This window comes from Blautia sp. LMAG:89 (assembly GCF_008679485.1).
In the GTDB taxonomy this organism is placed as follows: Bacteria; Bacillota; Clostridia; order Lachnospirales; family Lachnospiraceae; genus Blautia_A; species Blautia_A fusiformis.
Window position 1 is genome coordinate 583,052 of record NZ_NANC01000003.1, and the last position, 25,655, is coordinate 608,706.

Consider the following 25,655-nt stretch of genomic DNA (forward strand, 5'->3'; position numbering starts at 1 on the left):
AGGTTCAAAATGACTATACAAATGCATAAAAAGGTTAAAATCACCGTGCTGCGGACGGAATATTATCAGGAACTGGCAGAACAGTATGCAATTCCTAATTTGGGGAAGTGTCCTTTTCATCAGAAAGGTCAAGTGCTGTACAGCGATGGCATCAATCCACCGGATGGGATGTGTGGCGTTGCTTGGCAGGTGATTGCTCCTATGGCGCGTCAGTTGTCCTTGGGGGAACTGGTTCAGCCGTCTGGGACTTGGCTCAATGATGATACGATTGGTGTGTTTGCATGTCCAGACGGCATCCGGCTTGTTATTTTTCTCTTGGAGGCGGAGTAAGGAATGCAGTGGGCAGATGGAAAGATTCGATGCCATTGGGTGAACCCGGCTAATACCACTTATCTGCGATACCATGACGAGGAATGGGGCAGACCGGTCCACGATGACCATATACTGTTTGAAATGTTGATTTTGGAGAATTTTCAGGCAGGTCTCACCTGGGAATGTGTCTTAAATAAACGGGAAGCGTTTCGCCGTGCTTTTGACGGGTTTGATTTACGGAAAGTGGCATCTTATAGCGAAGAAAAATTGATGGCTCTGCAAGCTGACTCCGGAATCATCCGTAACCGGCTGAAAATACGAGCCGCAGTGGTCAACGCACAAGTGTTTCAAAAGATACAGCAAGAGTGGGGCATGGAATGTCCGGTGCAGTGTGGGTGTAATGCTCATGTTGCATCGGTTTTTTTGTAAAAATAATTTTTAATAATGTTGATTCTTAACTGCTCTTAACTCAAATATTGCATCTTAACTCAAAAAGAGTTATAATACAGAAAAAAAGTTAAGATTGCAGGTGATGACATGGAATATCTCGATAAAGTTCTGGGAGTCAAGGTTACCTATGATGATGTAGAGTTTAAGCATTTGCCCAATTTTATAGCCACAAGGTATCGTTTACAGATGGTGTCAATGAATGAACAGAAGATGATTTTTCTTTATCCTAAGACAGAACTGGAGCAGATTGAAGTACTGAAAAAACATATTGCTCGGATACAGAATAATGAGAACTTGCCTGTTGTGCTGGTGCTAAAAGAACTTAGCTTTCGCCAGAAAGAATATTTGATTCGTGAGAAGATTCCATTTATTGTAGATGGAAAGCAAATTTATTTGCCCTTTATGGCAGTGTATTTGCAGGAACGGTGCAGCGCCGAAAAAAAGACAAGGGAAGAAATACTTCCATCGGCGCAGATGCTTCTACTGCATTTCATTTATGGAGGCGCACAGGAACTATCTACAAGTCAAGCTGCGAAGGACTTGGAACTGACACCTACTTCTATATCAAGGGCATCAAGACAGCTTGAAGAAATGGGATTGCTGCATATCAGGAAAGTCGGTGTGCAGAGGATCATGCAATCTGAGGATTCTCCGAAAACACTGTTCCAAAAAGCAGGAGATAAGTTGCTGAATCCAATAAAACGAACGGTTTATATTCCGAAAGAATTGGTGGGAACAGAGCTGTTGGAAAGTGGATATTCGGCGTTGGCAGAGTATTCCATGCTGAACACACCGAATGTCAGATGTTATGCGGCAGAAAGAATCTCTCAATGGAAAGATGTTATGACCAATAGCTTGCTGAATTCGCAGGTGCAAGTGGCCGTAGAGATGTGGAGATACAATCCACGAAAATTGTCCATGCGAAACATTGTAGATGAGCTTTCGCTGGCATTGGCATTGAGAGAAGATGCAGATGAACGGGTTGAAGAAGCAGTAGAAGAAATGTTGAATGAACTGTGGAGGAAGATAGATGGTTACAGGAATTGATAGCTTTAAGGAATGGTTCAAGGGCAGTGAAGAACAATATGCTATCATTGGTGGAACTGCGTGTGACATTATGATGACGGAGGAGTGACTGTCTTGGATGCGGCATATTTGATTCCGTTTAAGGCAAAAGCGTGGATGGATTTGACAGATCGTAAGGCCGCAGGAGAACACGTTGATAGCAAAAATATCAAGAAACATAAGAATGATGTTTTCCGTCTGACGGAGTTGATTGATCCCACCGCCAAGGTAGTGGCTCCCCAAGGAGTTTATGCCGATATTCAAGAGTTTGTCCAGCGTATGAAAAATGAAAACGTGGATATTAAACAGTTGGGGCTGGTTGGCAGAACAAAGGAGAAGATTCTGGAAGAATTAAAAGCAATGTACGAGACACTTTAATATAGATATTTGAACAGACAAGGGCATGTCAGCAAGGATTTGATTGACTTGACCCAATAACAATCAGAGAATAAAAACGGAAAATACGTTTTTACAGGAGGACAACCCATGAAAATACTCCGCACTACCGCACAAAACATCTTAAAAAGTATACAGAGTATATTGCGAAGAAAAATCGCATATGATATAATGCTCGCAGGCAAAAAAGAATTAAAGTGTTTATAACAAAAAAAGCAAAAGCCCTCGAAGTTGCAGCTTCCAGGGCTTTCTTCGTATTTCATTTTTTATTACAGTGGATAAGTAACCACCAGGTAAGAGCTGCGCTGTTTGCAGTACAAAAGATAATTGTTGAGTTTACTACGAAACAGGAATATTCAGTTAGGCTTACGCACAACAGAAAATTCCCACTCAATGCAGAAAGGGGCGGTTTTATGAAGCAGGATACACTGGAGGGCAGAGCAAAAACGAAAAACGGTGTCATTCGATTATGCTTTTCGGTGCTTTGTATTTTATTGGAAGCAGCTTTTATCATTATCGTGATCACAAGGCTGAATGAATATGCGGAGATCGTTAATCTGCTGACTAGAGTCTTTGCAGGAATTCTGGTTCTGGCACTATATGCATCCGATCAGACCTCTTCCATGAAAATGCCGTGGATCATTCTGATACTTGTGTTTCCGATCATGGGTGTAGCACTGTATCTTCTGATTGGATTAAATGGCGGAACCCGTAAAATGCGAGAACGATATGCGGATATCGACAGAAAGCTTCTGCCGCTTCTGCCGGACAATCGGGAAAAACTGGAAAATATCAAAAACAAAATCCCCAAAGCAGGAAATATCAGTGAGTATATTTGGAAAAATGCAGGTTATCCCGTATACCAGAATACGGATATTGTTTATTATGATGAGGCGGTAAAGGGATTAGAAGCACAATTATCGGCACTGTCAAAGGCTGAAAAGTTTATTTTTATGGAATACCATGCGATAGAAGATGCAGAGGCCTGGAAAAAGATCCAGAAAGTGCTGGAGGAGCGTGTACAGGCAGGCGTGGAAGTGCGAGTATTTTATGATGATATGGGATCTATTGGATTTATTAATACGGATTTCGTAAAAAAGATGGAGCAGATCGGAATCCACTGCCGGGTATTTAATCCATTTATGCCGGGGCTGAATGTATTTCTGAACAACCGTGATCATCGAAAAATAACAGTAATCGATGGAAAAGTAGCTTTCACAGGCGGCTATAATCTGGCAAATGAATATTTTAATTACACTAATCCCTACGGACAATGGAAGGATACCGGGATCCGTCTTGAAGGCGATGCAGTTCAGTCGCTGACAGCAACATTCCTTGAAATGTGGAATGCAGCCAATGACAGGAATAATAATGAGGATTTCAGCAAATATTTTATAAGATCAGAATATAAGGCAGCTCAGAACGGATTTGTACAGCCTTATGCAGATAGTCCAATGGATGATGAACAGGTAGGAGAGGAAGTTTATATCAGCATGGTCAACAAAGCTGAAAAATACTGCTGGTTTATAACGCCATATCTGATCATTACGGATGAAATGACACATGCGCTGTGTCTTGCTGCAAAGAGGGGGATTGATGTCAGGATCATTACACCGGGAATCCCGGATAAAAAAATGATTTACAGTGTTACACGTTCCTTTTATCATGGACTGGTTAAAAATGGAGTGCGGATTTACGAGTGGACACCTGGCTTCTGTCACGCCAAGATGAGCGTGGCAGATGACTGTATGGCAACCTGCGGAACCATAAATCTGGATTACAGAAGTCTTTATCATCATTTTGAAAACGGATGCTTTATGGCAGACAGTCCGGCTGTGTTATCCATAAGAAATGATCTGGAAGAAACAATGCAGGAATGTCGGGAAGTAACAGAACAATACCGGACAGGACGCAGTGCATATCTTCGTCTTGGACAGCTTTTCATGAGATTATTTGCAGGATTATTGTAAGGAAGAGGTGTAGATCTATGTGTACAGCAGCAACTTATCAGACAAAGGATTTTTATATGGGAAGAACTCTTGACTATGAGTTTTCCTATGGGGAAGAGGTGACCATAACTCCAAGAAATTATGAGTTCGATTTTCGATATGCAGGAAAATTAAAAACACATTATGCTCTCATAGGAATGGCATTTGTAGCAGGAGATTATCCGCTTTATTATGATGCGGCTAATGAAAAGGGACTGGGTATGGCAGGACTTAACTTTGTGGGGAATGCGGCATATGCAGATGAAGTGACAGAGGCAGATAAGGAGCTTGTCCCGGTGGCGCAATATGAATTTATTCCATGGATCCTTACCCAATGTGCTTCGGTGGCTGAAGCAAGGAGGATGCTTTCCAATATGAAGCTTATGGGAACCTCCTTCAGTGAACAGCTTCCAACTGCACAGCTTCACTGGATGATCGCAGACAAGGAGGAATGCATCGTTGTAGAATCCATGAAAGACGGAATGCACATCTATGATGATCCTGTTGGCGTACTTACAAATAATCCTCCATTCCCCGGTCAGATGTTTGCACTTAACAATTATGCGGGTGTATCCAGAAAGCAGCCGGAAAGTACATTTGCAGGAGTGCTGGAGCTGGATCCATACAGCAGAGGAATGGGCGGAATGGGAATTCCGGGAGATCTTTCAAGCCAGTCAAGATTTGTAAAGGTTGCATTTACAAAATTAAATGCAATATCCGGAGATGGGGAAAACGAAAGTGTCAGCCAGTTTTTCCATATTTTAGGCTCTGTTGATCAGCAGCGGGGATGCTGTGAGGTATCAGAGGGCGCATATGAGATCACGATCTATACTTCATGCTGCAACACGACAAAGGGAATCTATTATTACACCACATATGATAATCATCAGATAACAGCAGTAGATATGTATGCGGAAAACCTTGATTCAGACAAGCTGATCCGTTATCCGATCATATTAAACGGTGAGATCAGATGGCATAATAAATAAGAGAAGAATTTTTACAGAAGATAATGAGGTAGGAAGATGGAAAATTATTCAATAGTATTCAGCAGCTTAACCGGTAATACAAAAAAGCTGGCTGAGGCGATCTATGAAGTGCTGCCAAAAGATAAGTGTGATCACTTTGGGGAGACCGGATCACAGGTACCTGGATCCGATCTGTTGTATATCGGATTCTGGACGGACAAAGGGAATGCAGATAAGAAGACCCTGGAATTGTTATCCAAATTAAAAGGGAAGAAGATTTTTCTGTTTGGAACAGCCGGTTTTGGTGCAAGTGCGGCATATTTTGAAAAGGTCCTCGGTCAGGTCAGACAGTCTGTTGCTCCGGGTAATGTTGTTATCGGAGAGTATATGTGTCAGGGAAAGATGCCCCAGTCTGTGCGTGAACGATATATAAAAATGAAAGAAAATCCGGAACACCCTGCGAATCTTGATCTGTTGATCAAAAATTTTGACTGTGCTTTGTCTCATCCTGATACGGACGACCTGGAAAAACTGAAGAAGATCATTATGAAATAAAAACGGTGTACCAGCAACTGCCAGTCAGCCGATCGCAGTGTATACAGAGATTTGACTTTACAGCAGAGAAAAATATCAAGTATAATACTATAGCATTATTAAAAATCCCTTCCGGGAAAACAGAAAAACCACAATGATAAAGGAATATAACAAATGAGTATTTTAAATGTAGAACACCTGACCCACGGGTTTGGAGACAGAGCGATTTTCGAAGATGTATCTTTCCGGCTTCTTAAGGGAGAACACATCGGACTTGTAGGCGCTAATGGCGAAGGAAAGTCCACATTTATGAGTATTGTGACCGGAAAACTGATGCCGGATGAGGGCAAGGTAGAGTGGGCAAAAAATGTCCACGCAGGCTATCTGGATCAGCATGCAGTTCTGGAAAAGGGGATGACCATCGGCCAGGTGCTGAAATCCGCTTTTGATCCTCTCCTCAAAAAAGAAGAACGGATGAACGAGATCTGCGACAAGCTGGGAACTGCAGATCCTGACGAGATGGATGGTCTGATGGAAGAGCTTGGAACGATCCAGGACGAACTGACACTTCACGATTTTTATGCGATCGATGCCAAAGTGGAGGAGGTTGCCAGAGCTCTGGGCCTTCTGGATCTTGGGCTTGACCGTGATGTTACGGATCTAAGCGGCGGACAGCGAACCAAGGTACTTCTTGCGAAGCTTCTTCTTGAGAAGCCTGACATCCTGCTTCTGGATGAGCCTACCAACTATCTGGATGAGGAGCATATTGCATGGCTGAAAAGATATCTTCTGGATTATGAGAATGCCTTTATCCTTATTTCCCACGATATTCCCTTCCTGAATTCTGTAGTTAACATTATCTATCATATGGAAAATCAGGAACTGAACCGTTATGTAGGAGATTACGATCATTTCCAGGAGGTCTATGCGGTCAAGAAGGCACAGCTGGAGGCTGCTTACCGCAAACAGCAGCAGGAGATCAGTGAGCTGAAGGATTTTGTAGCAAGGAATAAGGCACGTGTTTCCACAAGAAACATGGCTATGTCCCGCCAGAAAAAGCTGGACAAGATGGATGTGATCGAGCTGGCAGCAGAGAAGCCGAAGCCGGAGTTCAAATTCCGTTATGGCCGAACACCAGGAAAGATGCTTTTTGAGACACATGACCTTGTGATCGGTTATGATGAGCCGCTTTCCAAGCCACTGAATTTTACGATGGAGCGAGGACAGAAGATCGCACTGGTGGGAACCAATGGAATAGGAAAAACAACACTTCTTCGAAGCCTTCTTGGACTGATCAAGCCTCTTTCCGGAAGCGTGGAGCAGGGAGAGAACCTTGAGATCGGATATTTTGAGCAGGAAGTTAAAGGTGAGAATCGAACTACCTGTATCGAAGAACTCTGGCAGGAATTTCCGTCATTTTCCCAGTATGAAGTGCGTTCCGCGCTGGCGAAATGCGGGCTGACGACCAAGCATATTGAGAGCCAGGTACGAGTTTTAAGCGGTGGTGAGCAGGCAAAAGTGCGTCTTTGCAAGCTGGTGAACCGTGACACCAATATTCTTCTTCTGGACGAGCCTACCAATCATCTGGATGTAGATGCAAAAGACGAGCTGAAAAAAGCTCTCCGGGAATACCGCGGAAGTATCCTTCTCATCTGCCATGAACCGGAATTTTACCAGGATGTGGTAAATGAAGTCTGGGATATGAGCAAGTGGACAACCAAGATATTCTGATAATGGATATAGATATATGGCAGAAAAGACCGATATAATTCAAAAAGTACAATAAATGGGACATAAAGATGACAGCATAAGGGCAGCAGAGTCTGCCAGACAGAATACAGAGGACAAATAAATGGAAGAAACACAATTGAAAAAATTCAGTATCGTTATGGAGGGCGGCGGTATGCGAGGTTTGTATACAGCCGGTGTGATCGATGTTCTGATGGAAAATGAGATTTACGCAGACAGTGCGGTGGGCGTATCGGCTGGAGCTGTTTTTGGATGCAATTATAAGTCCAGGCAGATCGGAAGAGTTCTTCGCTATAACAAAAAGTACTGCAAGGATAAAAGACTTGCAAGCATCCGGAACTGGATCACCACAGGAGATGTATACAGCCGGGAATTCGGATATTATGAACTGCCCTGGAAACTGGATATTTTTGACCGTCAGACCTACGCAGAAAATCCCATGAAATTTACAGTGGTGTGTACGGACCTGGATACAGGAAAACCGGTGTATCATGAATGTCCCAACGGAGATGTGGAGGATATTGAATGGATGCGTGCGTCTGCATCGATCCCGATAGCCTCCCGACCGGTGAAGCTTGAGGGAAAGAGACTTCTGGACGGTGGTGTGTCTGATCCGATCCCGGTTAAATGGATGCTTTCCCGGGGATACGAAAAAAACGTAGTGGTGCTTACCAGAGATGTGAAGTACCGAAAAAAAGCAAACCCGAAGATGCAGCTTTTTCTGAAAGCAGTATTACATAAATATCCGGCTTTTCTGAAGGATCTGGAGGAACGGCATATCCATTATAATGAAACACTGGAGGAACTGGCTTCTCTGGAAAAAGAGGGGCGCATTCATATCATCCGTCCGAGCAGTCCCATCCAGGCGGCGATGATCGAGCGTGATGAGAGTAATCTGGAGCGGATCTACCAGACAGGAAGAGCAGATATGAAAAAGGATCTGGAGAAGCTGAAAGCCTACCTGGATTCCTGAATCACAGACCGAAACAAAATTCGACTTATACCCCTTTCTATGTTATGATATTGGATATCATTACAACAGAAAGGGGTATTTTCAATGGGAGAAAAACCTCAGAATATAAAACACAGACATATAAGCTTGGGCGTGCTTGCCCATGTGGATGCAGGAAAGACGACATTATCGGAAGGCCTGCTTTTTAAATGCGGAAGGATCCGGAAAATCGGAAGAGTCGATCACAAGGATGCGTATCTGGATACCTATGAGCTTGAGAGGGAGAGAGGAATCACCATTTTTTCAAAGCAGGCAGTTTTTTCCATGGGGGATATGGAAGTGACACTTCTGGATACGCCGGGGCATGTGGATTTTTCTGCTGAGATGGAGCGTACCCTGCAGGTGCTGGATTATGCGATCCTGGTGATCAACGGAGCAGATGGTGTGCAAGGGCATACACAGACATTGTGGAGACTGCTGACACAGTATAAGATCCCAACATTTCTTTTTGTAAATAAAATGGATCAGGAAGGAACGGACAGGGAAAGACTTCTTAAGGAGCTGAAGAAGAAATTAAGCGGATGCTGTGTGGATTTTAGTGGAGAACTGGAATGCTCCGGTGCAGAAGCAGCAGGGAAAAAGGAGAATCCTGTGGATAACTCCGGGAAATCTCCGTCAGCTGAAGGAATGCAGCTGAAAGACAACGCCAGTGAAGCAGAAAAAGAGAATATATCTGGAACGCAGGGCGCTTCTGATAAAATAAATGGAATTGATGATTTTCTGGAAAATATCGCCATGTGTGAGGAGAACCTTCTGGAAAGCTTCCTGGAAACAGGAACGATCGCAAAAAAGGACGTGGCAGAGCTGATCCTGGAGCGAAAGCTTTTTCCATGCTTTTTTGGATCTGCCCTGAAGATGGAAGGCGTAGATGCTTTTATCCATGGAATGGAGACCTACATGGCAGTACCGTCCTATCCCGCAGAATTCGGAGCCAGGATCTTTAAGATCGCCAGAGATGAGCAGGGAAACCGTCTCACTTATATGAAGATCACCGGCGGCAGCCTGAAGGTTAAGGAGACGCTGACCAATGCAGGAAGAAATGGTATTCCGGCAGAGGAGATCTGGGAGGAAAAGGCAGATCAGATCCGTATCTATTCCGGTGCAAAATTTGAAATGCTCAAAGAGGCAGAGGCAGGAACCGTCTGTGCAGTTACAGGTCTTACCGAAACATATCCTGGAGAGGGACTTGGCATTGAGGCGGATTCTGCCATGCCGGTGCTGGAACCGGTACTGAATTATCAGATCATCCTTCCGGAGGGCTGTGACGCTCACAGGATGCTGAAAAGCCTGAAGGAGCTGGAGGAGGAAGAACCGCAGCTTCATATCATGTGGGATGAGCAACTGGGAGAGATCCACGCCATGCTGATGGGTGAGGTACAGATCGAGATCCTGAAGCATCTGATCTGGGAGCGTTTTCACGTGGCAGTAGAATTTGGGACCGGTAATATCGTATACAAAGAAACCATTGCCGCGCCGGTGGAAGGCGTGGGACATTTTGAACCGCTTCGTCATTATGCGGAGGTGCATCTTCTTCTGGAACCGGGAGAGAGAGGAAGCGGACTGCAGTTTTTTACTGCGGCAAATGAAGATCAGCTGGATCGGAACTGGCAGCGGCTGATCCTGACACATCTGGAGGAAAAAGAGCATCTGGGAGTCCTTACCGGATCACCCATCACCGATATGCAGATTACACTGCTCACCGGGCGGGCACATCAGAAGCATACGGAAGGTGGAGATTTCCGGCAGGCGACCTACCGTGCTGTGCGCCAGGGCCTCAAGAAAGCGGAGACAGTTCTTCTGGAACCCTATTACAGCTTCCGACTTGAGGTCCCGGTAGAAAATGTAGGACGTGCCATGACGGATATCCAGAGGATGCAGGGAACCTTTCAGGGGCCGGAAACCCAGGGAGAGCTGTCGGTGATCACAGGAAGTGCGCCGGTGGCAAAAATGAGGGATTATCAGAGCCAGGTAGTTTCCTACACAAGAGGCAGAGGTCATCTGACCTGTACTCTGAATGGCTATGAACCCTGTCAGGATCAGGAGCAGATCGCAGAGGAGATCGGATATGATTCCGAGAGAGATCTTGAGAATCCTACAGGCTCTGTATTCTGTGCCCATGGAGCAGGCTTCGTGGTTCCCTGGTATGAGGTAGAAGAATATATGCATCTGGAAGGAGCTCAGCTTCCGGACAGTAATGATGCCTATGAGGATTCCGACAACAGCTCTGCAGGAGTGCGTGCAGGTCAGGGAACAGCCAAAAACAGTCCGGATCACAGAACAGCCAATGCCGGCCGTGGAAAATATACATCCATGTATGGAAGCTACGAAGAGGAAAAAGAACTGAAGGCAATCTTTGAGAAAACCTTTGGTCCGGTGAGCTCAAAGAAATACAGCAGTAACAGTCGAAGCTTCGGAAATCCGGAAAGCGGAAGCAGCTTTTCCGGAAAGGGAGGCAAAGATGCAGCAGATTCCGGCCTTCTGGCAAAAACCGGTCACGGCGCCTGGAGAAACAGCAGTCCGGCCATCCACAGAGAGGACTATCTGCTGGTGGACGGCTGCAATATCATATTTGCCTGGGAGGATTTAAGAGATCTGGCACAGGCAGACTTTCATGCGGCACAGTCCAGGTTAATGGATATATTAAGTGATTATCAGGGGATCAAGGGCTGCATCCTGATCCTGGTATTTGATGCCTACCGTGTGGAGGGCCATCCGGAGGAAACCTTCCAGTATCATAACATTCATGTTGTCTATACAAAAGAAGCGGAAACTGCAGACCAGTATATTGAACGCACTGTCCATAAAATCGGACGGAAGCATAACGTGACAGTTGCCACATCAGACGGACTGGAGCAGATCATCATTATGGGACAGGGAGCCGCCAGGATCTCAGCGCGCGGATTCAAAGATGAGATCGCTTCCGCAAAACAGCAGATGAGAGAAGAATGGCAGGAGCGCAGGGACAACAGCAAAACCTATCTCTTTGACAGTATGACACCGGAACTGAAATCTCATATGGAAGACATCCGTCTGGGAAGAAAGAAAAAAGAAGAATTATAACAAAAAATATATGCTCTCATTGTGGGCATATTTCACAAAAATAAAAAAACTTTTTGAATTCTTTTGCAAATAAATGGGAAAAGTAGTAAAATAAGGATAGAATCCTCAGTGAGAAGCTCCTTGTCTGGATATATAACCTGGCAGGGAGCTTTCATTAGAGCACAATAAGCGCCAGGATAACAAAAGAAAAGTAAAAAAATGAAAGGAAGTGGAAAAATGTTTGAAACAGGCGAATATGTTGTGTATGGTCGTACCGGCATCTGCCAGGTAACAGGAGTTACCACAATGAGGGTGGATGGTTCCTCCGGCGAGAAGCTTTATTATGTACTGAGACCCGGAGGAGAGACAGATGGGAAGATATTTACACCGGTGAAAGGTGGAAAGCAGGTGCTTCGCGGAATCATTACGAGGGAAGAAGCGGAGAGGCTTATCGATGAGATTCCATCTATTGAGACACTGAGTATTGAGAATGAGAAATTCCGGGAGGATAGCTACAAGAAATGCATCCGTACCTGTGAATGCAGAGATCTTCTTCGAATCATCAAGACGATCTACGTCAGAAAACAGGCCAGATTATCTCATGGCAAAAAAACAACCGCTACAGACGAGCGGTATCTGAAGCTTGCAGAGGATCATCTCTATTCTGAATTTTCCATGTTACTGGATATCCCCAAAGAACATATGGCAGATTATATTGAACAGCGAGTACACCAGCAGAAGGAAGCCGAAGAACAGGTATGCGCTGTTTGACAAAGCAGAGCGTATCTGCTATGGTATTTCCGGTAACCTTCCAGAAATCCTGTATCTGTGACAGAAGCTTCACAGGAAGTGGAGAACAGATCCAGGATCAGTCTGAATGTTATAAAGAAAAGGAGATGCCAGAGAAATGAGAGAACAGCTTACCCGCAAGGATGTTGAAAAAATAGAGCAGGAGATCGAACACCGTAAACTGGTAGTACGTAAGGAAGCCATTGAGGCGGTCAAGGAGGCACGTGCCCAGGGAGACTTAAGTGAGAACTTTGAGTATTATGCAGCCAAGAAGCATAAGAATCAGAACGAGAGCCGCATCCGTTATCTGGAGAGGATGCTGAAGACGGCATCCATTGTATCCGATGCTTCCAGATCTGACGAAGTGGGAATGGACGATATCGTGGAAGTTCTTTTTGAAGAAGATAATGAGGTGGAGAAGTACAAGCTGGTTACTTCCATCCGCGGAAATTCCATGGAAAACCGTATCAGTATCGAATCGCCTATCGGCAAGGCACTGCGCGGTCATCGTGTAGGAGACCGGGTGGAAGTAAAGGTCAATGATGATTACAGCTATTACCTTGTAATAAAATCCATCGACAAGACCGGATCTGAGGATGAGGAGATCCGCGGATTCTGATCACAGATCGCAGGGCAGCTCTGCTCATGAGCATGCAGCTCAGCGGAATGAGAATATCCGCAGCACAAAACACATCATAAGGATAAAAACCACTGTACGATATATAGGATAGAGAGATCCTGACGGGAAATCGGTTTCCCGTAACAGGATCCTCTGTTTTATTTTTTTTACACAGATTTTACATTCCAGTGGGGAAAATTTTACAATAGGCCGCTATTATGAAAATCGTTGAAATGAGAAAAAAGGAAATCAAACATATCAAAAAGAGAAAGTGAAGGAGAGTATTATGGACTTTTTCAGCGTACTGGCATTGCTTGGCGGACTTGCTATTTTCCTTTATGGAATGAACTTAATGGGAGACGGGCTTGCGAAGGTTGCAGGCGGAAAGCTTGAGCGGATCCTGGAGACACTTACCTCCAATCCCATCAGAGCCGTTCTTCTTGGACTGGGTGTGACTGCAGTGATCCAGTCATCCTCGGCAACTACCGTTATGGTCGTTGGTTTTGTAAACTCGGGAATCATGAAGCTGTCCCAGGTTGTGGGAATCATCATGGGTGCCAATATCGGTACTACCGTAACCTCATGGATCTTAAGTCTTACAGGTATCCAGAGTGATAACTTTATTATCCGGCTTTTTAAGCCTACGTCATTTTCACCGATACTGGCACTGATCGGCGTGGTTCTGATCATGTTTACAAAAAGCCAGAAGAAAAAGAACGTGGGAGCGATCTTTGTAGGCTTTGCGATCCTGATGTATGGAATGAATGCCATGAGCGGAGCTGTGGAACCTCTTGCAGAGGTACCGGAGTTTACCGGAATGCTGGTGAAATTCTCCAATCCGATCCTTGGAGTTGTGGCCGGAGCAGTGCTGACAGCGATCATACAGTCGTCCTCCGCATCGGTTGGTATCCTCCAGGCACTGTGCCTTACCGGAATGGTACCGTTCAGTGCAGCACTTCCTATTATCATGGGACAGAATATCGGTACCTGTATCACCGCGATCCTTTCAGCCATCGGAGCCAGCAAAAACGCAAAACGTGCGGCTATGGTCCATCTGTATTTCAATCTGATCGGAACCATGCTGTTCATGGCAGTATTTTATGCGATAAATGCAGCAGTACATTTTTCATTTATGGCACAGGCAGCGACTCCGGCCGGGATCGCAATCCTGCACAGTGCCTTCAATATCACGGCAACTCTTGTCCTTCTTCCGTTTGGAAAGGCTCTGGAGAAGCTTGCCTGTCTTACTATCCGCGACAGGAAGGAAGAGGAGGAGAAGGTGGCAGCAGATCCGGATTTCATGATCCTGGAAAGCCGTTTTCTGGAGAAACCTGCATTTGCAGTTGAGCAGAGCAGGAATGCAGCGAAAAAAATGGCAGAGGATTCTCACAGAACTCTGTTTACCGCCCTGGACCTTCTGAAGAATTTCAGCGCAGAAGGAAAGGCTCTGGTGGAAGAAGCAGAGAAAAAGGTAGACCGTTATGAGGATGAACTTGGAACCTATCTTGTAAAACTGAACCAGAAGGATCTTTCCGTTCATGACAGTCACAGTGTTTCCATCATGCTCCACTGTATCGGTGATTTCGAGAGGATTTCCGATCACGGTGTGAACATCATGGAATCCGCACAGGAGCTTTATGAAAAAGGCCTGAAGTTTTCGGATAAAGCGCTGGAAGAGTTACGTGTCATGGAGCATGCGGTGGAAGACATTGTAGATATTGCTTACAAGGTTTACGAAAATCAGGATGTGCAGCTTGCGAGAGAGATCGAGCCACTGGAGGAAGTGATCGATGAACTCAGCAAGGAACTGAAGTACCGGCATATCCAGAGACTTCGCGCCGGAGAATGTACCATTGAAATGGGATTCATCCTGTCCGATGTGACGACCAGCCTGGAGCGTGTGGCAGATCACTGTTCCAATATCGGTGTTTGTGTGACACAGGTTCATGAAGATGCTTTTGATACACATCAGCACCTGAAGCAGATCAAACATGGGCCGGACGAAACCTTCTACCGTGCGCTGGAGGTGATCCGGAGTCAGTATCAGCTTCCGGAAATAAAGGATGAGCCGGCGGCAGCCCAGATGGCCGCGGCAGGCAGCCAATAAAAAGATATCGAAATAATGCTATGCCCTGGTTATCTGTATCAGCAGACGGCCAGGGCTTGTGTAGTAAAAAGAAAGCAGTTATACTGAAGGCATGGAACAAAAAAGACCAGACGATTATGAAGTGCCAACGGCAAAAAAACGAACAGAGAGGATATAGAATGATCTACTGTGTGGAAGATGAGAGAAATATCAGAGAGCTTCTTGTCTATACCCTGGAGACAACAGGCTTTGAGGCAGAAGGTTTTGAAACCGGGGCAGAACTTGACACAGCCATGAAAAAAAATATGCCGGAACTGATCCTGCTGGATATCATGCTCCCGGGTGAAGATGGGTATAATATTTTGAAACGACTGAAAAGTGATACCAGGACCCGGGATATCCCGGTGATCATGGTCACAGCCAAAGAAGCGGAGTTTGACAAGGTAAAAGGTCTGGAGGGCGGCGCAGATGATTACATCACCAAGCCCTTCGGAATGATGGAATTTGTAGCCAGGGTTAAAGCGGTCCTTCGGCGCTGCGCAAGGCAGAGCGAAGAGAGGGAGCTGCACTGTAAGGGTCTTCGTGTCAATGTGTCCCGTCACGAAGTCAGCTATCAGGGTGAGGTGAAGGAGCTGACCAGAAAGGAATTCGAGCTTCTGGAATATCTTATGGAGAACAAAGGACTGGTCATGTCCAGAAACCAGATCCTGTGCCATGTGTGGGGCTATGATTTTGACGGAGAAACAAGGACTGTAGATGTTCATGTACGGACTCTTCGACAAAAGCTGGGGGAAGCCGGAAATCTGATCGAGACAGTGCGTGGCGTGGGATACCGGATCGGAGATCATGTATGAAAAAGAAAATTCTGCATCATACAAGCATTATGATCATTTTTGCTGTTCTTGTCACGTTTCTGGCAGCAAGTGTGGTCACCTACAATAAATTAAACACATACATGCAGCGGGGAGTCCGTGAGGAAGCGCAGTATATCTGCCTTGCCATGGATGAGTATGGAGATTCCTTTCTCACAAAAAAGCTTCAGACAGTATCATCAAGTCGTGTGACTCTCATCCGTAAAGACGGAACCGTTCTCTACGATTCTGAGGCCTCTCCGAAAAAACTGGCAAATCACAGTGATCGTCCGGAATTTATACAGGCAGAAAAAAACGGAAAAAGCGAAAGTATCCGTTATTCAGAAACCTTTGCAAAAAAGACTTTTTATTATGCGGTGAAGCTGGATGACGGAAACGTGCTCCGGGTGGGAAAAACCGTAGATTCCATATATTCCACATGGACCTCAAGTCTTGCAGTGCTGGGACTTCTGATGCTCCTGGTACTGATCCTGGAGTTTGTTTTTGCACAGAGACAGACCAGAGAGCTGATCCGTCCGGTCAACGATCTGGATCTGGAGCATCCGCTGAACAACGTGTGCTATGAGGAGCTGCGTCCCCTTCTTGTGCGGGTGGATGAACAGAATCGGCAGATCCGGCAGCAGGTAAAAGAACTGAAGGAGGCAGAGGAAATCCGGAAGGAATTTTCTGCAAATGTTTCCCATGAGCTGAAGACCCCGCTGATGTCCATTTCCGGTTATGCGGAGCTTATGATGAACGGCATGGTTCCGGCAGATCATATACAGGAATTTTCCGGAAGGATCTACCATGAATCAATAAGACTTTCCAATCTGGTAGCGGATATCATCCAGCTTTCCAGACTGGATGAAAGCAACAGTGAGGTTCCTTTTGAAGAGGTGGATCTTTATGAGCTTGCAGAAGACGTAAGAAATAATCTCAGACATCCTGCCGGAAAGAAAAATATTTCCCTTGAGCTTGCCGGAAGTACAGAGAAGATCCAGGGCGTCCGCCATGTACTCTATGAGATGCTTTTTAATATTGCAGACAATGCAGTTCGCTATACAGAACAGAATGGTCATGTGCGGATCATGGTAGGCAACCGGAAAGGGCATCCGTTCTACTGTGTGGCAGATGACGGGATCGGAATCCCGAAAAGTGAACAGGGAAGGATCTTTGAGCGTTTTTACCGGGTAGACAAAAGCCATTCCAGACAGACCGGCGGAACAGGTCTGGGTCTTTCCATTGTGAAGCATGGAGCAACGCTTCATCATGCACAGATCAACGTGGAAAGTGAACAGGGAGTTGGAACCAGGATGGAGATCGTTTTCCCGGAGAATACTTCTGACCGAAAATAAACTGAAAATAATCAGTAGGATTTCACGGTGAAGTGTAGTATAATAAAAAAAGGTTCAAAGGCCGGTCGGATGAGAATCTGACCGGCTTAAACTATGTATGGGAAAAAATCCCTGTATTTCTAAAAATCAGGAGGAACAAGATTATGAAAGAGCCGGTTCTGGTAGTAATGGCAGCAGGAATGGGAAGCCGCTACGGCGGACTGAAACAGATCGATCCTGTAGATCAGGAAGGTCATATCATTATGGATTTTTCCATTTATGATGCCGTACGTGCAGGCTTTAAGAAAGTGATATTCATCATAAAAAAAGAGAATGAACAGGATTTCCGCGATGCCATCGGCGACCGCTTAAGTGACAAGGTGGAGATCGTTTATGTGCATCAGGATCTCAACAACATCCCGGAAGGCTTCCAGGTTCCGGAAGGCCGTGTGAAGCCATGGGGAACCGGACATGCGGTATTAAGCTGTGCCGGAGAGATCGACGGACCGTTTGTGGTGATCAATGCAGATGATTATTATGGAACCCATGCCTTTAAGATGGCGTATGATTTCCTGATCCAGGCCCAGGAGGACACCGTACCTGCCCAGTATATGATGGTAGGCTACCGTCTTGAGAATACCCTGACAGACAACGGCTACGTTTCCAGAGGTGTCTGTGAGACAGATGAAAATGGATATCTTGCAGATATCAATGAGCGAACACATATTGAGAAACGTGACGGCGGAGCAGCCTACACAGAGGACGATGGAAAAACCTGGACAAGTCTCCCGGGAGAGACTCCGGTATCCATGAACATGTGGGGATTCACCGGTGGATTTATGAAAGAGCTGGTAAAACGCTTCCCGGTATTCCTTGAAAAGAGCATCCCGGAAAATCCTCTGAAATGCGAATATTTCCTTCCGTTTGTAGTTGACGAGCTCCTCCAGGAAAAAAAGGCAGCAGTCAGGGTCCTTACCACACAGGATAAATGGTACGGAGTGACCTATAAAGAGGACAAACCGGTAGTGGTAGCTGCGATCCAGAATCTGAAGGATCAGGGACTTTATCCGCAGGGACTCTGGGATTAGGTAGTAAACCTGGTTTTCTGCTATTGTGGAAACAAAGGAACAGTGCTAAAATAAACAGGAACAGTTAGATCCAATAGAGGAGGAGAAAAACTATGGCAATTTTAGTAACAGGTGGAGCAGGATACATTGGAAGTCATACCGTTGTAGAGCTGCAGAGCGCAGGATATGATGTTGTAGTAGTTGACAATTTATGCAATTCCAGTGAGAAGGCTCTGGGCAGAGTATCCAAGATCACAGGCAAACCGGTGAAATTCTATAAAGCAGATATCCTGGACCGCGAAGCATTAAATGAAGTTTTTGACAAAGAAGAGATCGACTCCTGTATTCATTTTGCAGGACTGAAAGCAGTTGGTGAATCTGTTGCCAAGCCGTGGGAGTATTATGAGAACAATATCGCAGGAACCCTTACTCTTGTAGACGTGATGAGAAAACATAATGTTAAAAATATTATTTTCTCTTCCTCAGCAACCGTATACGGAGATCCGGCAATGATCCCGATCACCGAGGAGTGCCCGAAGGGACAGTGTACCAACCCATATGGCTGGACCAAATCCATGCTGGAGCAGATCCTTACAGACATCCAGAAGGCAGACCCGGAGTGGAACGTAGTTCTTCTTCGTTACTTTAACCCGATCGGTGCTCATAAGAGCGGAACCATCGGTGAGAATCCAAATGGTATCCCGAACAACCTGATGCCATATATCACACAGGTAGCAGTAGGCAAGCTGAAAGAGCTTGGCGTATTCGGAAACGATTACGATACACCGGATGGAACAGGTGTCCGTGACTACATCCACGTAGTAGACCTTGCCAAGGGCCATGTAAAAGCCCTTAAGAAGCTGGAAGACAATTCCGGATTAAGCATCTACAACCTTGGAACCGGAAAAGGCTACAGTGTTCTTGATATCGTTAAGAACTTTGAGGCAGCTACCGGCGTTAAGATCCCATATGTGATCAAACCACGCCGCCCAGGCGACATCGCAACCTGCTACTCCGATGCAACCAAAGCTGAGAAAGAGCTTGGCTGGAAGGCAGAGAACGGAATCCGCGAGATGTGTGCAGACTCCTGGAGATGGCAGAGCCAGAACCCTAATGGATATGAGGCTTAAGGAACAGAAAGCTTAATTACATAAAAACATAAAAGCGATATAAAACACGGCAGACAGCCCCGGAGGGGTGTCTGCCGTGTTGCTTTTTTGAGGGTAAAAAAGTCGCTTATCATTTCCATAAGCGACAAACAGGCCGGAAACCCGTATAAATGCGGACTTCCGGCCTGCTTTGACCATAATTCTGACTGCTAATAGTTCAGCTTTTCCATGCACTTCTGTTTTTGTTTTATGCTGCTGTGCACATAAATATCCATGGTGATCTTGACGGACGAATGTCCCAGAATTTCAGAAAGTGTCTTGCTGTCAAATCCCATTTCCGTACAACGGGTGGCAAAAGCATGCCGGAGAGAATGAATGTTGATACTGGGGATTTCACATTGCTGAAGGAGCTTCTGGAATTTACGCTGTATATTTCTGGGCTCCATACATTTACGATTCGTACCCGTCAGCAGGTATGAATCAGGTTCAGCAGCAATCCGTTTCATTTTTTTCAATAAAAAATCAGGGATTGGAATATCCCTGATGGATGAGACTGATTTAGGAGGACCTATCATTAAAACGGTTTTGGGTTCGTCATCAGATTCACCAGAATAATCAAGATTTTTTATCCGTGAGATCGTTCGCCTTATATGTAGCAGCTTTTTATCAAAATCAATATCTTCCCAACGGATGCCGCTGAGCTCGCCAACGCGGATCCCTGTATAAATACATAGCAGGATGCCGATGGGGAATTCTGAGTCCTCAGCAGAGAGAACTGTGATCAGCTTTGTGAGATGTTCATGAGAAATAAGCTGAAAAGGACTGGTATTTATTTTGGGATACCGAAATTCCAGCTGTGAAAGATTCAGATACCCCTGTTTTTCACCATAGCGTAAAATACTGTGGAACAGGATCAGAAGATTTTTGATGGTACGTGGCGAAAGCCCTTGCTGTTTCAGCTTTTCAGAGAAGGCATATACGGAAGCAGAAGAGATGTATTTCAACGGCATATCACCAAATTCCGGAAGGATATGTGTATCAAGAAGTGTTTCGTAGCAGGCATAGGTGCTGAGCTTTACAGCATAACGCATGGATAACATCCATTCTTCACTGAGGTTTCGAAATACATAACACTTTCCCGGAGAGTTTTGAAGATTATTCTGACATAAAACAGCCAGCTTTTTCTTTTTTACAGCCTCGTATGTACGACCATACAGATATCCGTACTGGATCCGTCCATTCTGGTCACGACATTTTTCATAACGCGCCTCCCATCTTCCGTCTTTCCTTTTTCTGATATTTTCCCCTTTTCTAGGCATAATCGTAGTCTCCTTTTCGCACTATTATAGCAAAAGTCTGACCATTTTTGTGACCACTAATAAGCGAAAAAAAGGAAAATTTGTCGTATATAAAAAAATCAACCGAAAAAAAACTGCATTTTTGGTCGAAAGTGGTGCATTTTTCGCATCTTGACAGCGACAGGGTGCAATGCTATCATTGATTAAGATTCAAAAACTATGCAATTTGAGAGAAAATCACCTGTCGCTTATGGAAATGATAAGCGACAGGAAATAATAATTTAGATAAGTTATATTATAATGATTTTTCTTTACAAAAAACGGAGAACCAAAATGAAAGAACCGGAAACCGGCAAAAAAGAAAACACCGGAAAAAGCGGCTACAGCATTACAACCTGGCGACTGCATCTCTGGTGCAGACATCCGGAATGGCTGCGGACCACACAGGAATTTTATAACCGGATCGCTGAATTTTATTACAACCTGCTTCTGGATCATACGGATCTCTGGGAACTGGGAAGCCAGCAGACTTTACGCGAGCTGGAAATCATGAGCATTCCGGGACGAGGCGGACGCATACCATCAGATCCCCTCCCCTGGCAAAAGGTTCCACTGTATTTTCGAAGAGCAGCAGCCAATGAGGGAATTGCTTCAGCCAAAAGCTATCTCAGCCGTTTTGCCCAGGATGAGAAGATCGGCAGAGCAGAGAAACTAAATGCAGCAGTTACTTATTACAAAGGAATGTATCAGGATTTTTCCGCTAAAGAGATCACGTTGCGTGTCTGGACAGGAGACACATGGACCTGGATGCATTGCCGGCTGTCAGGCAGAGACTTTCCGGAAAACGCCAGACTCATGTCACCATCCGTAGTTTTTGAATACAAATATGACATGCTGCATGTTCCAGTACGTCAGAACAATGAAAATACAGCAACCGTACGTCAGAGGATGCAGGCAGGATGCAGGATACTCTGTATTCAGTTTACAAACAGTGATGCCTTTGCGGTAGGCGTTGTTCTGGACGGAACCGGTCAGGAGATTGCAGTGAAGTTCTGGAAAGGCGGAAAGGAATACGGCCACCATTGCAGAAAGCTTCTGGAAAAGATCCAGAAGTCCCAGGAAGCAACCGGAGGCAGACAGACAGGCAGAGTTGATCAGAAATACTGGATGCATCTGAAACATCTTTCTGAACACTATGGACACCAGGTCACAAGCCAGATCCTCCGTTTTGCCGTAGAGCAGGACGTTTCTGTGATCGTACTTCCACGTTATAACCAGGAATATTCCAGAAACGTCATGAAAGGCTCAGGAAACTGGGGCTCGCTCCACTTAAGCACCAGGATTCGCCAGTACCTGGACTACAAAGCCTGGAAAAACGGAATCATTGTTATCGAAGTTCACGCCACCGGCATCAGCAAAATTTGTGCAAAGTGCGGTGCAGAAATCATTCGGACTGACACCAGAACAGAACTATGCTGCTGTGCCAACGGACACCAGACGAATCGGTATCTGAATGCTGTGAGAAATCTCGGGAAAAAGTGCCTGACACAGTTTGGACGCAGAGCATGAAGGGAAGAACAAAGGAAACAGAATATCAGTATGAAAAGCGAGCAGGTGGATTGACCTTATGGCATGTCAGAAAACAGATGTCATAAAGTCAGTGCATCGGCTTTGCCGTGCTGACAAAAAGAAAGCGAAAGCAAAACACGGTGTATATCAGTGATAAACACCGTCGGGTTGAATACCGCCTGTCGTGTGTGTGCCTGAAGAAGGTGTGGGCACGGCGAAGAATGTGCCGGATTTTGAGTTGGGGAGTGTATTCGAAGTTATGAAAAATAAAAACTTGCATATGGAGGATGAATAGAAAAAAGAGAGAAAGCATGTAAGGAAATATTGAAATGACGAAGAATACGCCTACAGTAAAAATTATAGTAGCAACACATAAAAAATATGAAATGCCTCAAGATGCAATGTATCTTCCACTGCATGTTGGCGCAGAGGGAAAAACAGATCAGAATGGAAATCCGCTGGATTTAGGGTATCAAAAAGATAATACAGGAGAAAACATTTCAAACAAAAACGCTGCGTATTGTGAGCTTACAGGCTTATATTGGGCGTGGAAAAATCTTGACACGGATTATACAGGATTGGCACATTACAGACGCCATTTTGGAAAGAAAACCAAGGCACCATTTGAAGGTGTTCTTACGTATAATGAGCTGTGCCCAATGCTTGGGAAATATAAAATCTTTGTACCTAAAAAAAGAAAATATTATATAGAAACCTTATATTCTCATTATGAACATACACATTATGCATCTCAATTAGATATCACCAGAGAGATAATCGCTGAAAAATATCCCGACTATCTGAAAAGTTATGATGAAGTTGTAAAACACACTTATGGTTATATGTTCAATATGATGATCATGCAAAAACGATATCTGAATGATTATTGTGAATGGTTATTTGATATTCTCTTCGAGTTAGAAAAACGCATTGATCCACAGGAATTATCATCATTCCAGGGAAGATTTTATGGAAGAGTAAGCGAGATAATATTTAATGTGTGGCTTGATGGTGAGATTAAACTAGGGAAAATTAAGAAAAATGAGATTAAAGAGTTGCCTTACCAGCATATGGAAAAGATTAATTGGTGGAAAAAGAGTACAGCGTTTTTAAAAGCTAAGTTTGTTGGAAAAAGATATGAAGGGAGCTTTTAAATAAGAGGATTATGAATGAAAAAATATTAATTTCATATATTATTCCAGCATATAATGCGGCTGATACATTAGAAAGAGCTGTGGAAAGTATTACACATACTTGTAACATGGAGAAATGTGAAATATTGATTGTTGAAAATGGATCAACTGATTACACCAATAGTGTTGCATTAAAATTAATTCAAAAATATGGAGAAAATGTTAAACTAATTCATTCGGAAAAAGGAGTGTCAAGAGCTAGAAATGAAGGATTGAAAAACGCCAGAGGAGAATGGATTGTCTTTGTCGATGCAGATGATTATATAGTATCTAAAAGCAAAAAATATATTTACGAAGATATATTAAATGCTAAAGCGGATTTGTATGTATATAGTTACGAGATTGGTAATAGAGCAAATTATATAAACAATAAAGAAGAGAAAACATATTATTTTAATGACTTTGCAGAAAAAATGAAGTTGAAAATGATCGCAAATCCAACAAAATTCATGCAGGTTTGGGGAAAGATTTTTAGGAAAAGCATTATTTATGAAAATAGAATTGGCTTTAATACAAAAATGCAGCTTTCAGAGGATAGTGATTTTACATTACATTATTTAATGCATTGTTCCAGAATTAGCATAAGTGATACGATATTTTACCATTATTCTATAGACAATGAGTCTACGATGAGGAGTAACGCAGATAAAAAAGTACTTCAATATATTGAAGCTATGAATATAACGAGTAAGTATATTGAAAAACAACATGAAAATGTACAATTGGCATTTAATGATTATATTTTAATGCATTTAAATATAGCCTGTGTTAGAGGTATATTTTGCGTTAATAATAAAGAAAATTATGTAAAAAAAATAGAGCATATAAAAAAAATTATAAATACACCTGTATTCAAAGATGCGATAAAAAAGTTCCATATAAAGAATAATTTTTCAGCGAGAACATTGCCTGTTTTTTTTATGAAATATAAATTGGTTCATATTGCAAGTATCATATATATTGTGCGGGCATATCAAAATTATATTTACGAAAAAAGTAGAAATTAAAATAGTCAAACATTAAATTGTGAGGAAACCTATGTATAAAATATTAGTTTTTGGTATGACAGAAAATCCAGGTGGGGTAGAGAGTGTTATTATGAATTACTATCATTACATGGATAAGAATACCTTTCATTTTGATTTTTTATGTAATTCATATAATAAAATCGCTTTCGAAGAAGAAATTATTTCCAATGGCTCACAAACATTTCATTTTCCTGCGAGAAGTAAAAATTATAAAAAATACAAAAAAGAATTAAAAAGTTTTTTTGAAAATAATGCCTCTAAGTATGATGCAATATGGGTGAATGTGTGTAGTCTTGCCAATATTGATTATCTGAAAATGGCAAAAAAATATGGGATAAAAAGAAGAATTATACATAGCCATAATTCTCAAAATATGGATAGCAGGTTAAGAGGAATTTTACATAAATATAATAAAAAAAGAATTGCTTATTATGTAACGGATTTTTGGAGCTGCTCAAAAGAAGCTTCGGAATGGTTTTATGATTCTTCAATAATAAAAAAATCTATTATTATCAGTAATGCGATAGACGTAGAAAAATATTGTTTTGATGATGTGAAGCGAAAAAAATTGCGGCGAGATTTGAAGTGGGAAGAAAATTATATCATAGGAAATATAGGAAGGTTGCATTTCCAAAAAAATCAAATGTTTATTTTAGACATATTTGAAAAACTTATAAAAAAAGAACCAAAAGTAAGATTGATTTTAATAGGTGATGGAGAAGACAGGACAAAGCTTGAAAAAGAGATTGATAAAAAGAAACTAAATAAGTATGTATATATGGCCGGAATTCAGAAAGACATATGTGGATGGTTGAGTACATTCGATCTGTTTTTGTTTCCATCTAAATTTGAAGGCCTCAGCATGGCTGCGATGGAAGCTCAGGCAAATGGAGTACCTATGTTAGCATCTGACAGTGTAATTCCTAAAGAAGTTAAAATTAATCCATCATTTATATTTTGGAATTTGGAAAATTCAGCGGAGTCTTGGGCAGAAGAAATTTTAAATATCAAAGAAAATATAAACCGAGTGTCCCAAAAGGAGATAGTGGATAATTTTACAATGCGAGGATACGAAATTCATACTGAAGCAAAAAAATTAGAAAAAATATTGTTGAATGGTGTGGTGAACAAATAAGTTTAAAAATAAAAGAAACAGTAGTGGAATAATGGACTGATAAAGAGAAAATATAAAAAAACAA

22 protein-coding genes and 1 pseudogene are annotated in these 25,655 nt (G+C 43.4%); 22 read left to right on the forward strand and 1 reads right to left on the reverse strand.

The window, feature by feature from the left end:
• Nucleotides 1-9 precede the first annotated feature (9 nt).
• The 18 genes and pseudogenes from CCC70_RS03010 to galE all read left to right on the forward strand — a co-directional run bounded on the left by CCC70_RS03010 (nt 10) and on the right by galE (nt 19,389).
• The gene (locus CCC70_RS03010) at nt 10-330 is read left to right on the forward strand and encodes a TIGR04076 family protein (protein WP_287084216.1); all 321 of its coding nucleotides are present in this window, start codon (nt 10-12) and stop codon (nt 328-330) included.
• Between the two features lie 3 nt (nt 331-333).
• Nucleotides 334-684: pseudogene (locus CCC70_RS03015) on the forward strand (DNA-3-methyladenine glycosylase I); the annotation flags it as partial.
• A gap of 165 nt (nt 685-849) precedes the next feature.
• Nucleotides 850-1,809, forward strand: coding sequence for a MarR family transcriptional regulator (locus tag CCC70_RS03020; RefSeq protein ID WP_278603611.1), 960 nt, complete (start codon nt 850-852; stop codon nt 1,807-1,809).
• A gap of 93 nt (nt 1,810-1,902) precedes the next feature.
• The gene (locus CCC70_RS03025) at nt 1,903-2,205 is read left to right on the forward strand and encodes a hypothetical protein (protein ID WP_278603610.1); all 303 of its coding nucleotides are present in this window, start codon (nt 1,903-1,905) and stop codon (nt 2,203-2,205) included.
• Nucleotides 2,206-2,636: 431 nt separating this feature from the next.
• Nucleotides 2,637-4,193, forward strand: a complete 1,557-nt coding sequence (cls, locus tag CCC70_RS03030; RefSeq protein WP_287084217.1) for a cardiolipin synthase — start codon at nt 2,637-2,639, stop codon at nt 4,191-4,193.
• A 17-nt stretch (nt 4,194-4,210) separates the two neighbouring features.
• Nucleotides 4,211-5,200 carry a choloylglycine hydrolase gene (bsh, locus tag CCC70_RS03035; protein ID WP_287084218.1) on the forward strand — a complete coding sequence of 330 codons (990 nt, stop codon included), beginning with the start codon at nt 4,211-4,213 and terminating at the stop codon, nt 5,198-5,200.
• Between the two features lie 36 nt (nt 5,201-5,236).
• On the forward strand, nt 5,237-5,734 hold the full coding sequence (gene bilS, locus CCC70_RS03040; protein WP_022427068.1) for a flavodoxin family protein BilS: 498 nt from the start codon (nt 5,237-5,239) through the stop codon (nt 5,732-5,734).
• A gap of 153 nt (nt 5,735-5,887) precedes the next feature.
• Entirely contained in the window at nt 5,888-7,444 is a 1,557-nt protein-coding gene (locus tag CCC70_RS03045; RefSeq protein WP_021652255.1) for an ABC-F family ATP-binding cassette domain-containing protein, read from the forward strand.
• Between the two features lie 121 nt (nt 7,445-7,565).
• Entirely contained in the window at nt 7,566-8,435 is an 870-nt protein-coding gene (locus tag CCC70_RS03050) for a patatin-like phospholipase family protein (RefSeq protein WP_287084219.1), read from the forward strand.
• An 84-nt stretch (nt 8,436-8,519) separates the two neighbouring features.
• On the forward strand, nt 8,520-11,534 hold the full coding sequence (locus CCC70_RS03055; protein ID WP_287084220.1) for a translation factor GTPase family protein: 3,015 nt from the start codon (nt 8,520-8,522) through the stop codon (nt 11,532-11,534).
• A gap of 216 nt (nt 11,535-11,750) precedes the next feature.
• Nucleotides 11,751-12,284 carry a CarD family transcriptional regulator gene (locus tag CCC70_RS03060; protein ID WP_287084221.1) on the forward strand — a complete coding sequence of 178 codons (534 nt, stop codon included), beginning with the start codon at nt 11,751-11,753 and terminating at the stop codon, nt 12,282-12,284.
• On the forward strand, nt 12,281-12,424 hold the full coding sequence (locus tag CCC70_RS03065; protein WP_158526432.1) for a hypothetical protein: 144 nt from the start codon (nt 12,281-12,283) through the stop codon (nt 12,422-12,424). Before CCC70_RS03060 ends, CCC70_RS03065 begins: the two co-directional genes overlap by 4 nt.
• Nucleotides 12,421-12,921, forward strand: coding sequence for a transcription elongation factor GreA (greA, locus tag CCC70_RS03070; RefSeq protein ID WP_015527340.1), 501 nt, complete (start codon nt 12,421-12,423; stop codon nt 12,919-12,921). Before CCC70_RS03065 ends, greA begins: the two co-directional genes overlap by 4 nt.
• A gap of 286 nt (nt 12,922-13,207) precedes the next feature.
• Nucleotides 13,208-15,028, forward strand: coding sequence for a Na/Pi cotransporter family protein (locus CCC70_RS03075; RefSeq protein ID WP_287084222.1), 1,821 nt, complete (start codon nt 13,208-13,210; stop codon nt 15,026-15,028).
• A gap of 158 nt (nt 15,029-15,186) precedes the next feature.
• Nucleotides 15,187-15,861 carry a winged helix-turn-helix domain-containing protein gene (locus CCC70_RS03080; RefSeq protein ID WP_044961949.1) on the forward strand — a complete coding sequence of 225 codons (675 nt, stop codon included), beginning with the start codon at nt 15,187-15,189 and terminating at the stop codon, nt 15,859-15,861.
• A complete protein-coding gene (locus CCC70_RS03085) occupies nt 15,858-17,213 on the forward strand; it encodes a sensor histidine kinase (protein WP_287084223.1) in 1,356 nt (451 codons plus the stop codon). Before CCC70_RS03080 ends, CCC70_RS03085 begins: the two co-directional genes overlap by 4 nt.
• A 143-nt stretch (nt 17,214-17,356) precedes the next feature.
• Nucleotides 17,357-18,280 (forward strand): sugar phosphate nucleotidyltransferase, encoded by a 924-nt coding sequence (locus CCC70_RS03090; protein ID WP_021652265.1) that lies wholly within the window; start codon nt 17,357-17,359, stop codon nt 18,278-18,280.
• Between the two features lie 92 nt (nt 18,281-18,372).
• A complete protein-coding gene (gene galE, locus CCC70_RS03095; RefSeq protein WP_287084224.1) occupies nt 18,373-19,389 on the forward strand; it encodes a UDP-glucose 4-epimerase GalE in 1,017 nt (338 codons plus the stop codon).
• A 188-nt stretch (nt 19,390-19,577) separates the two neighbouring features.
• On the opposite strand, the gene CCC70_RS03100 is transcribed toward galE, so the two are convergent.
• Complete coding sequence (locus tag CCC70_RS03100; protein ID WP_278603602.1) at nt 19,578-20,687, reverse strand: tyrosine-type recombinase/integrase; 1,110 nt, start codon at nt 20,685-20,687, stop codon at nt 19,578-19,580.
• Between the two features lie 312 nt (nt 20,688-20,999).
• Between CCC70_RS03100 and CCC70_RS03105 the strand changes: the two genes are divergently transcribed.
• The 4 genes from CCC70_RS03105 (at nt 21,000) to CCC70_RS03120 (ending at nt 25,591) form a co-directional block, all read left to right on the forward strand.
• Complete coding sequence (locus tag CCC70_RS03105) at nt 21,000-22,235, forward strand: transposase (RefSeq protein WP_287084225.1); 1,236 nt, start codon at nt 21,000-21,002, stop codon at nt 22,233-22,235.
• 329 nt (nt 22,236-22,564) lie between these two features.
• Nucleotides 22,565-23,389, forward strand: a complete 825-nt coding sequence (locus CCC70_RS03110; protein WP_287084226.1) for a DUF4422 domain-containing protein — start codon at nt 22,565-22,567, stop codon at nt 23,387-23,389.
• Nucleotides 23,390-23,400: 11 nt separating this feature from the next.
• On the forward strand, nt 23,401-24,435 hold the full coding sequence (locus CCC70_RS03115; RefSeq protein WP_287084227.1) for a glycosyltransferase family 2 protein: 1,035 nt from the start codon (nt 23,401-23,403) through the stop codon (nt 24,433-24,435).
• A 31-nt stretch (nt 24,436-24,466) separates the two neighbouring features.
• Entirely contained in the window at nt 24,467-25,591 is a 1,125-nt protein-coding gene (locus CCC70_RS03120; protein WP_287084228.1) for a glycosyltransferase family 1 protein, read from the forward strand.
• The last annotated feature ends 64 nt before the right edge of the window (nt 25,592-25,655 follow it).

Coding starts and splice junctions, on each gene's coding strand:
- CCC70_RS03010 (WP_287084216.1), top strand. CDS start 10: ATGACTATACAAATGCATAAAAAGGTTAAAATCACCGTGCTGCGGACG.
- CCC70_RS03020 (WP_278603611.1), top strand. CDS start 850: ATGGAATATCTCGATAAAGTTCTGGGAGTCAAGGTTACCTATGATGAT.
- cls (WP_287084217.1), top strand. CDS start 2,637: ATGAAGCAGGATACACTGGAGGGCAGAGCAAAAACGAAAAACGGTGTC.
- bsh (WP_287084218.1), top strand. CDS start 4,211: ATGTGTACAGCAGCAACTTATCAGACAAAGGATTTTTATATGGGAAGA.
- bilS (WP_022427068.1), top strand. CDS start 5,237: ATGGAAAATTATTCAATAGTATTCAGCAGCTTAACCGGTAATACAAAA.
- CCC70_RS03045 (WP_021652255.1), top strand. CDS start 5,888: ATGAGTATTTTAAATGTAGAACACCTGACCCACGGGTTTGGAGACAGA.
- CCC70_RS03050 (WP_287084219.1), top strand. CDS start 7,566: ATGGAAGAAACACAATTGAAAAAATTCAGTATCGTTATGGAGGGCGGC.
- CCC70_RS03055 (WP_287084220.1), top strand. CDS start 8,520: ATGGGAGAAAAACCTCAGAATATAAAACACAGACATATAAGCTTGGGC.
- CCC70_RS03060 (WP_287084221.1), top strand. CDS start 11,751: ATGTTTGAAACAGGCGAATATGTTGTGTATGGTCGTACCGGCATCTGC.
- greA (WP_015527340.1), top strand. CDS start 12,421: ATGAGAGAACAGCTTACCCGCAAGGATGTTGAAAAAATAGAGCAGGAG.
- CCC70_RS03075 (WP_287084222.1), top strand. CDS start 13,208: ATGGACTTTTTCAGCGTACTGGCATTGCTTGGCGGACTTGCTATTTTC.
- CCC70_RS03080 (WP_044961949.1), top strand. CDS start 15,187: ATGATCTACTGTGTGGAAGATGAGAGAAATATCAGAGAGCTTCTTGTC.
- CCC70_RS03085 (WP_287084223.1), top strand. CDS start 15,858: ATGAAAAAGAAAATTCTGCATCATACAAGCATTATGATCATTTTTGCT.
- CCC70_RS03090 (WP_021652265.1), top strand. CDS start 17,357: ATGAAAGAGCCGGTTCTGGTAGTAATGGCAGCAGGAATGGGAAGCCGC.
- galE (WP_287084224.1), top strand. CDS start 18,373: ATGGCAATTTTAGTAACAGGTGGAGCAGGATACATTGGAAGTCATACC.
- CCC70_RS03100 (WP_278603602.1), bottom strand. CDS start 20,687: ATGCCTAGAAAAGGGGAAAATATCAGAAAAAGGAAAGACGGAAGATGG.
- CCC70_RS03105 (WP_287084225.1), top strand. CDS start 21,000: ATGAAAGAACCGGAAACCGGCAAAAAAGAAAACACCGGAAAAAGCGGC.
- CCC70_RS03110 (WP_287084226.1), top strand. CDS start 22,565: ATGACGAAGAATACGCCTACAGTAAAAATTATAGTAGCAACACATAAA.
- CCC70_RS03115 (WP_287084227.1), top strand. CDS start 23,401: ATGAATGAAAAAATATTAATTTCATATATTATTCCAGCATATAATGCG.
- CCC70_RS03120 (WP_287084228.1), top strand. CDS start 24,467: ATGTATAAAATATTAGTTTTTGGTATGACAGAAAATCCAGGTGGGGTA.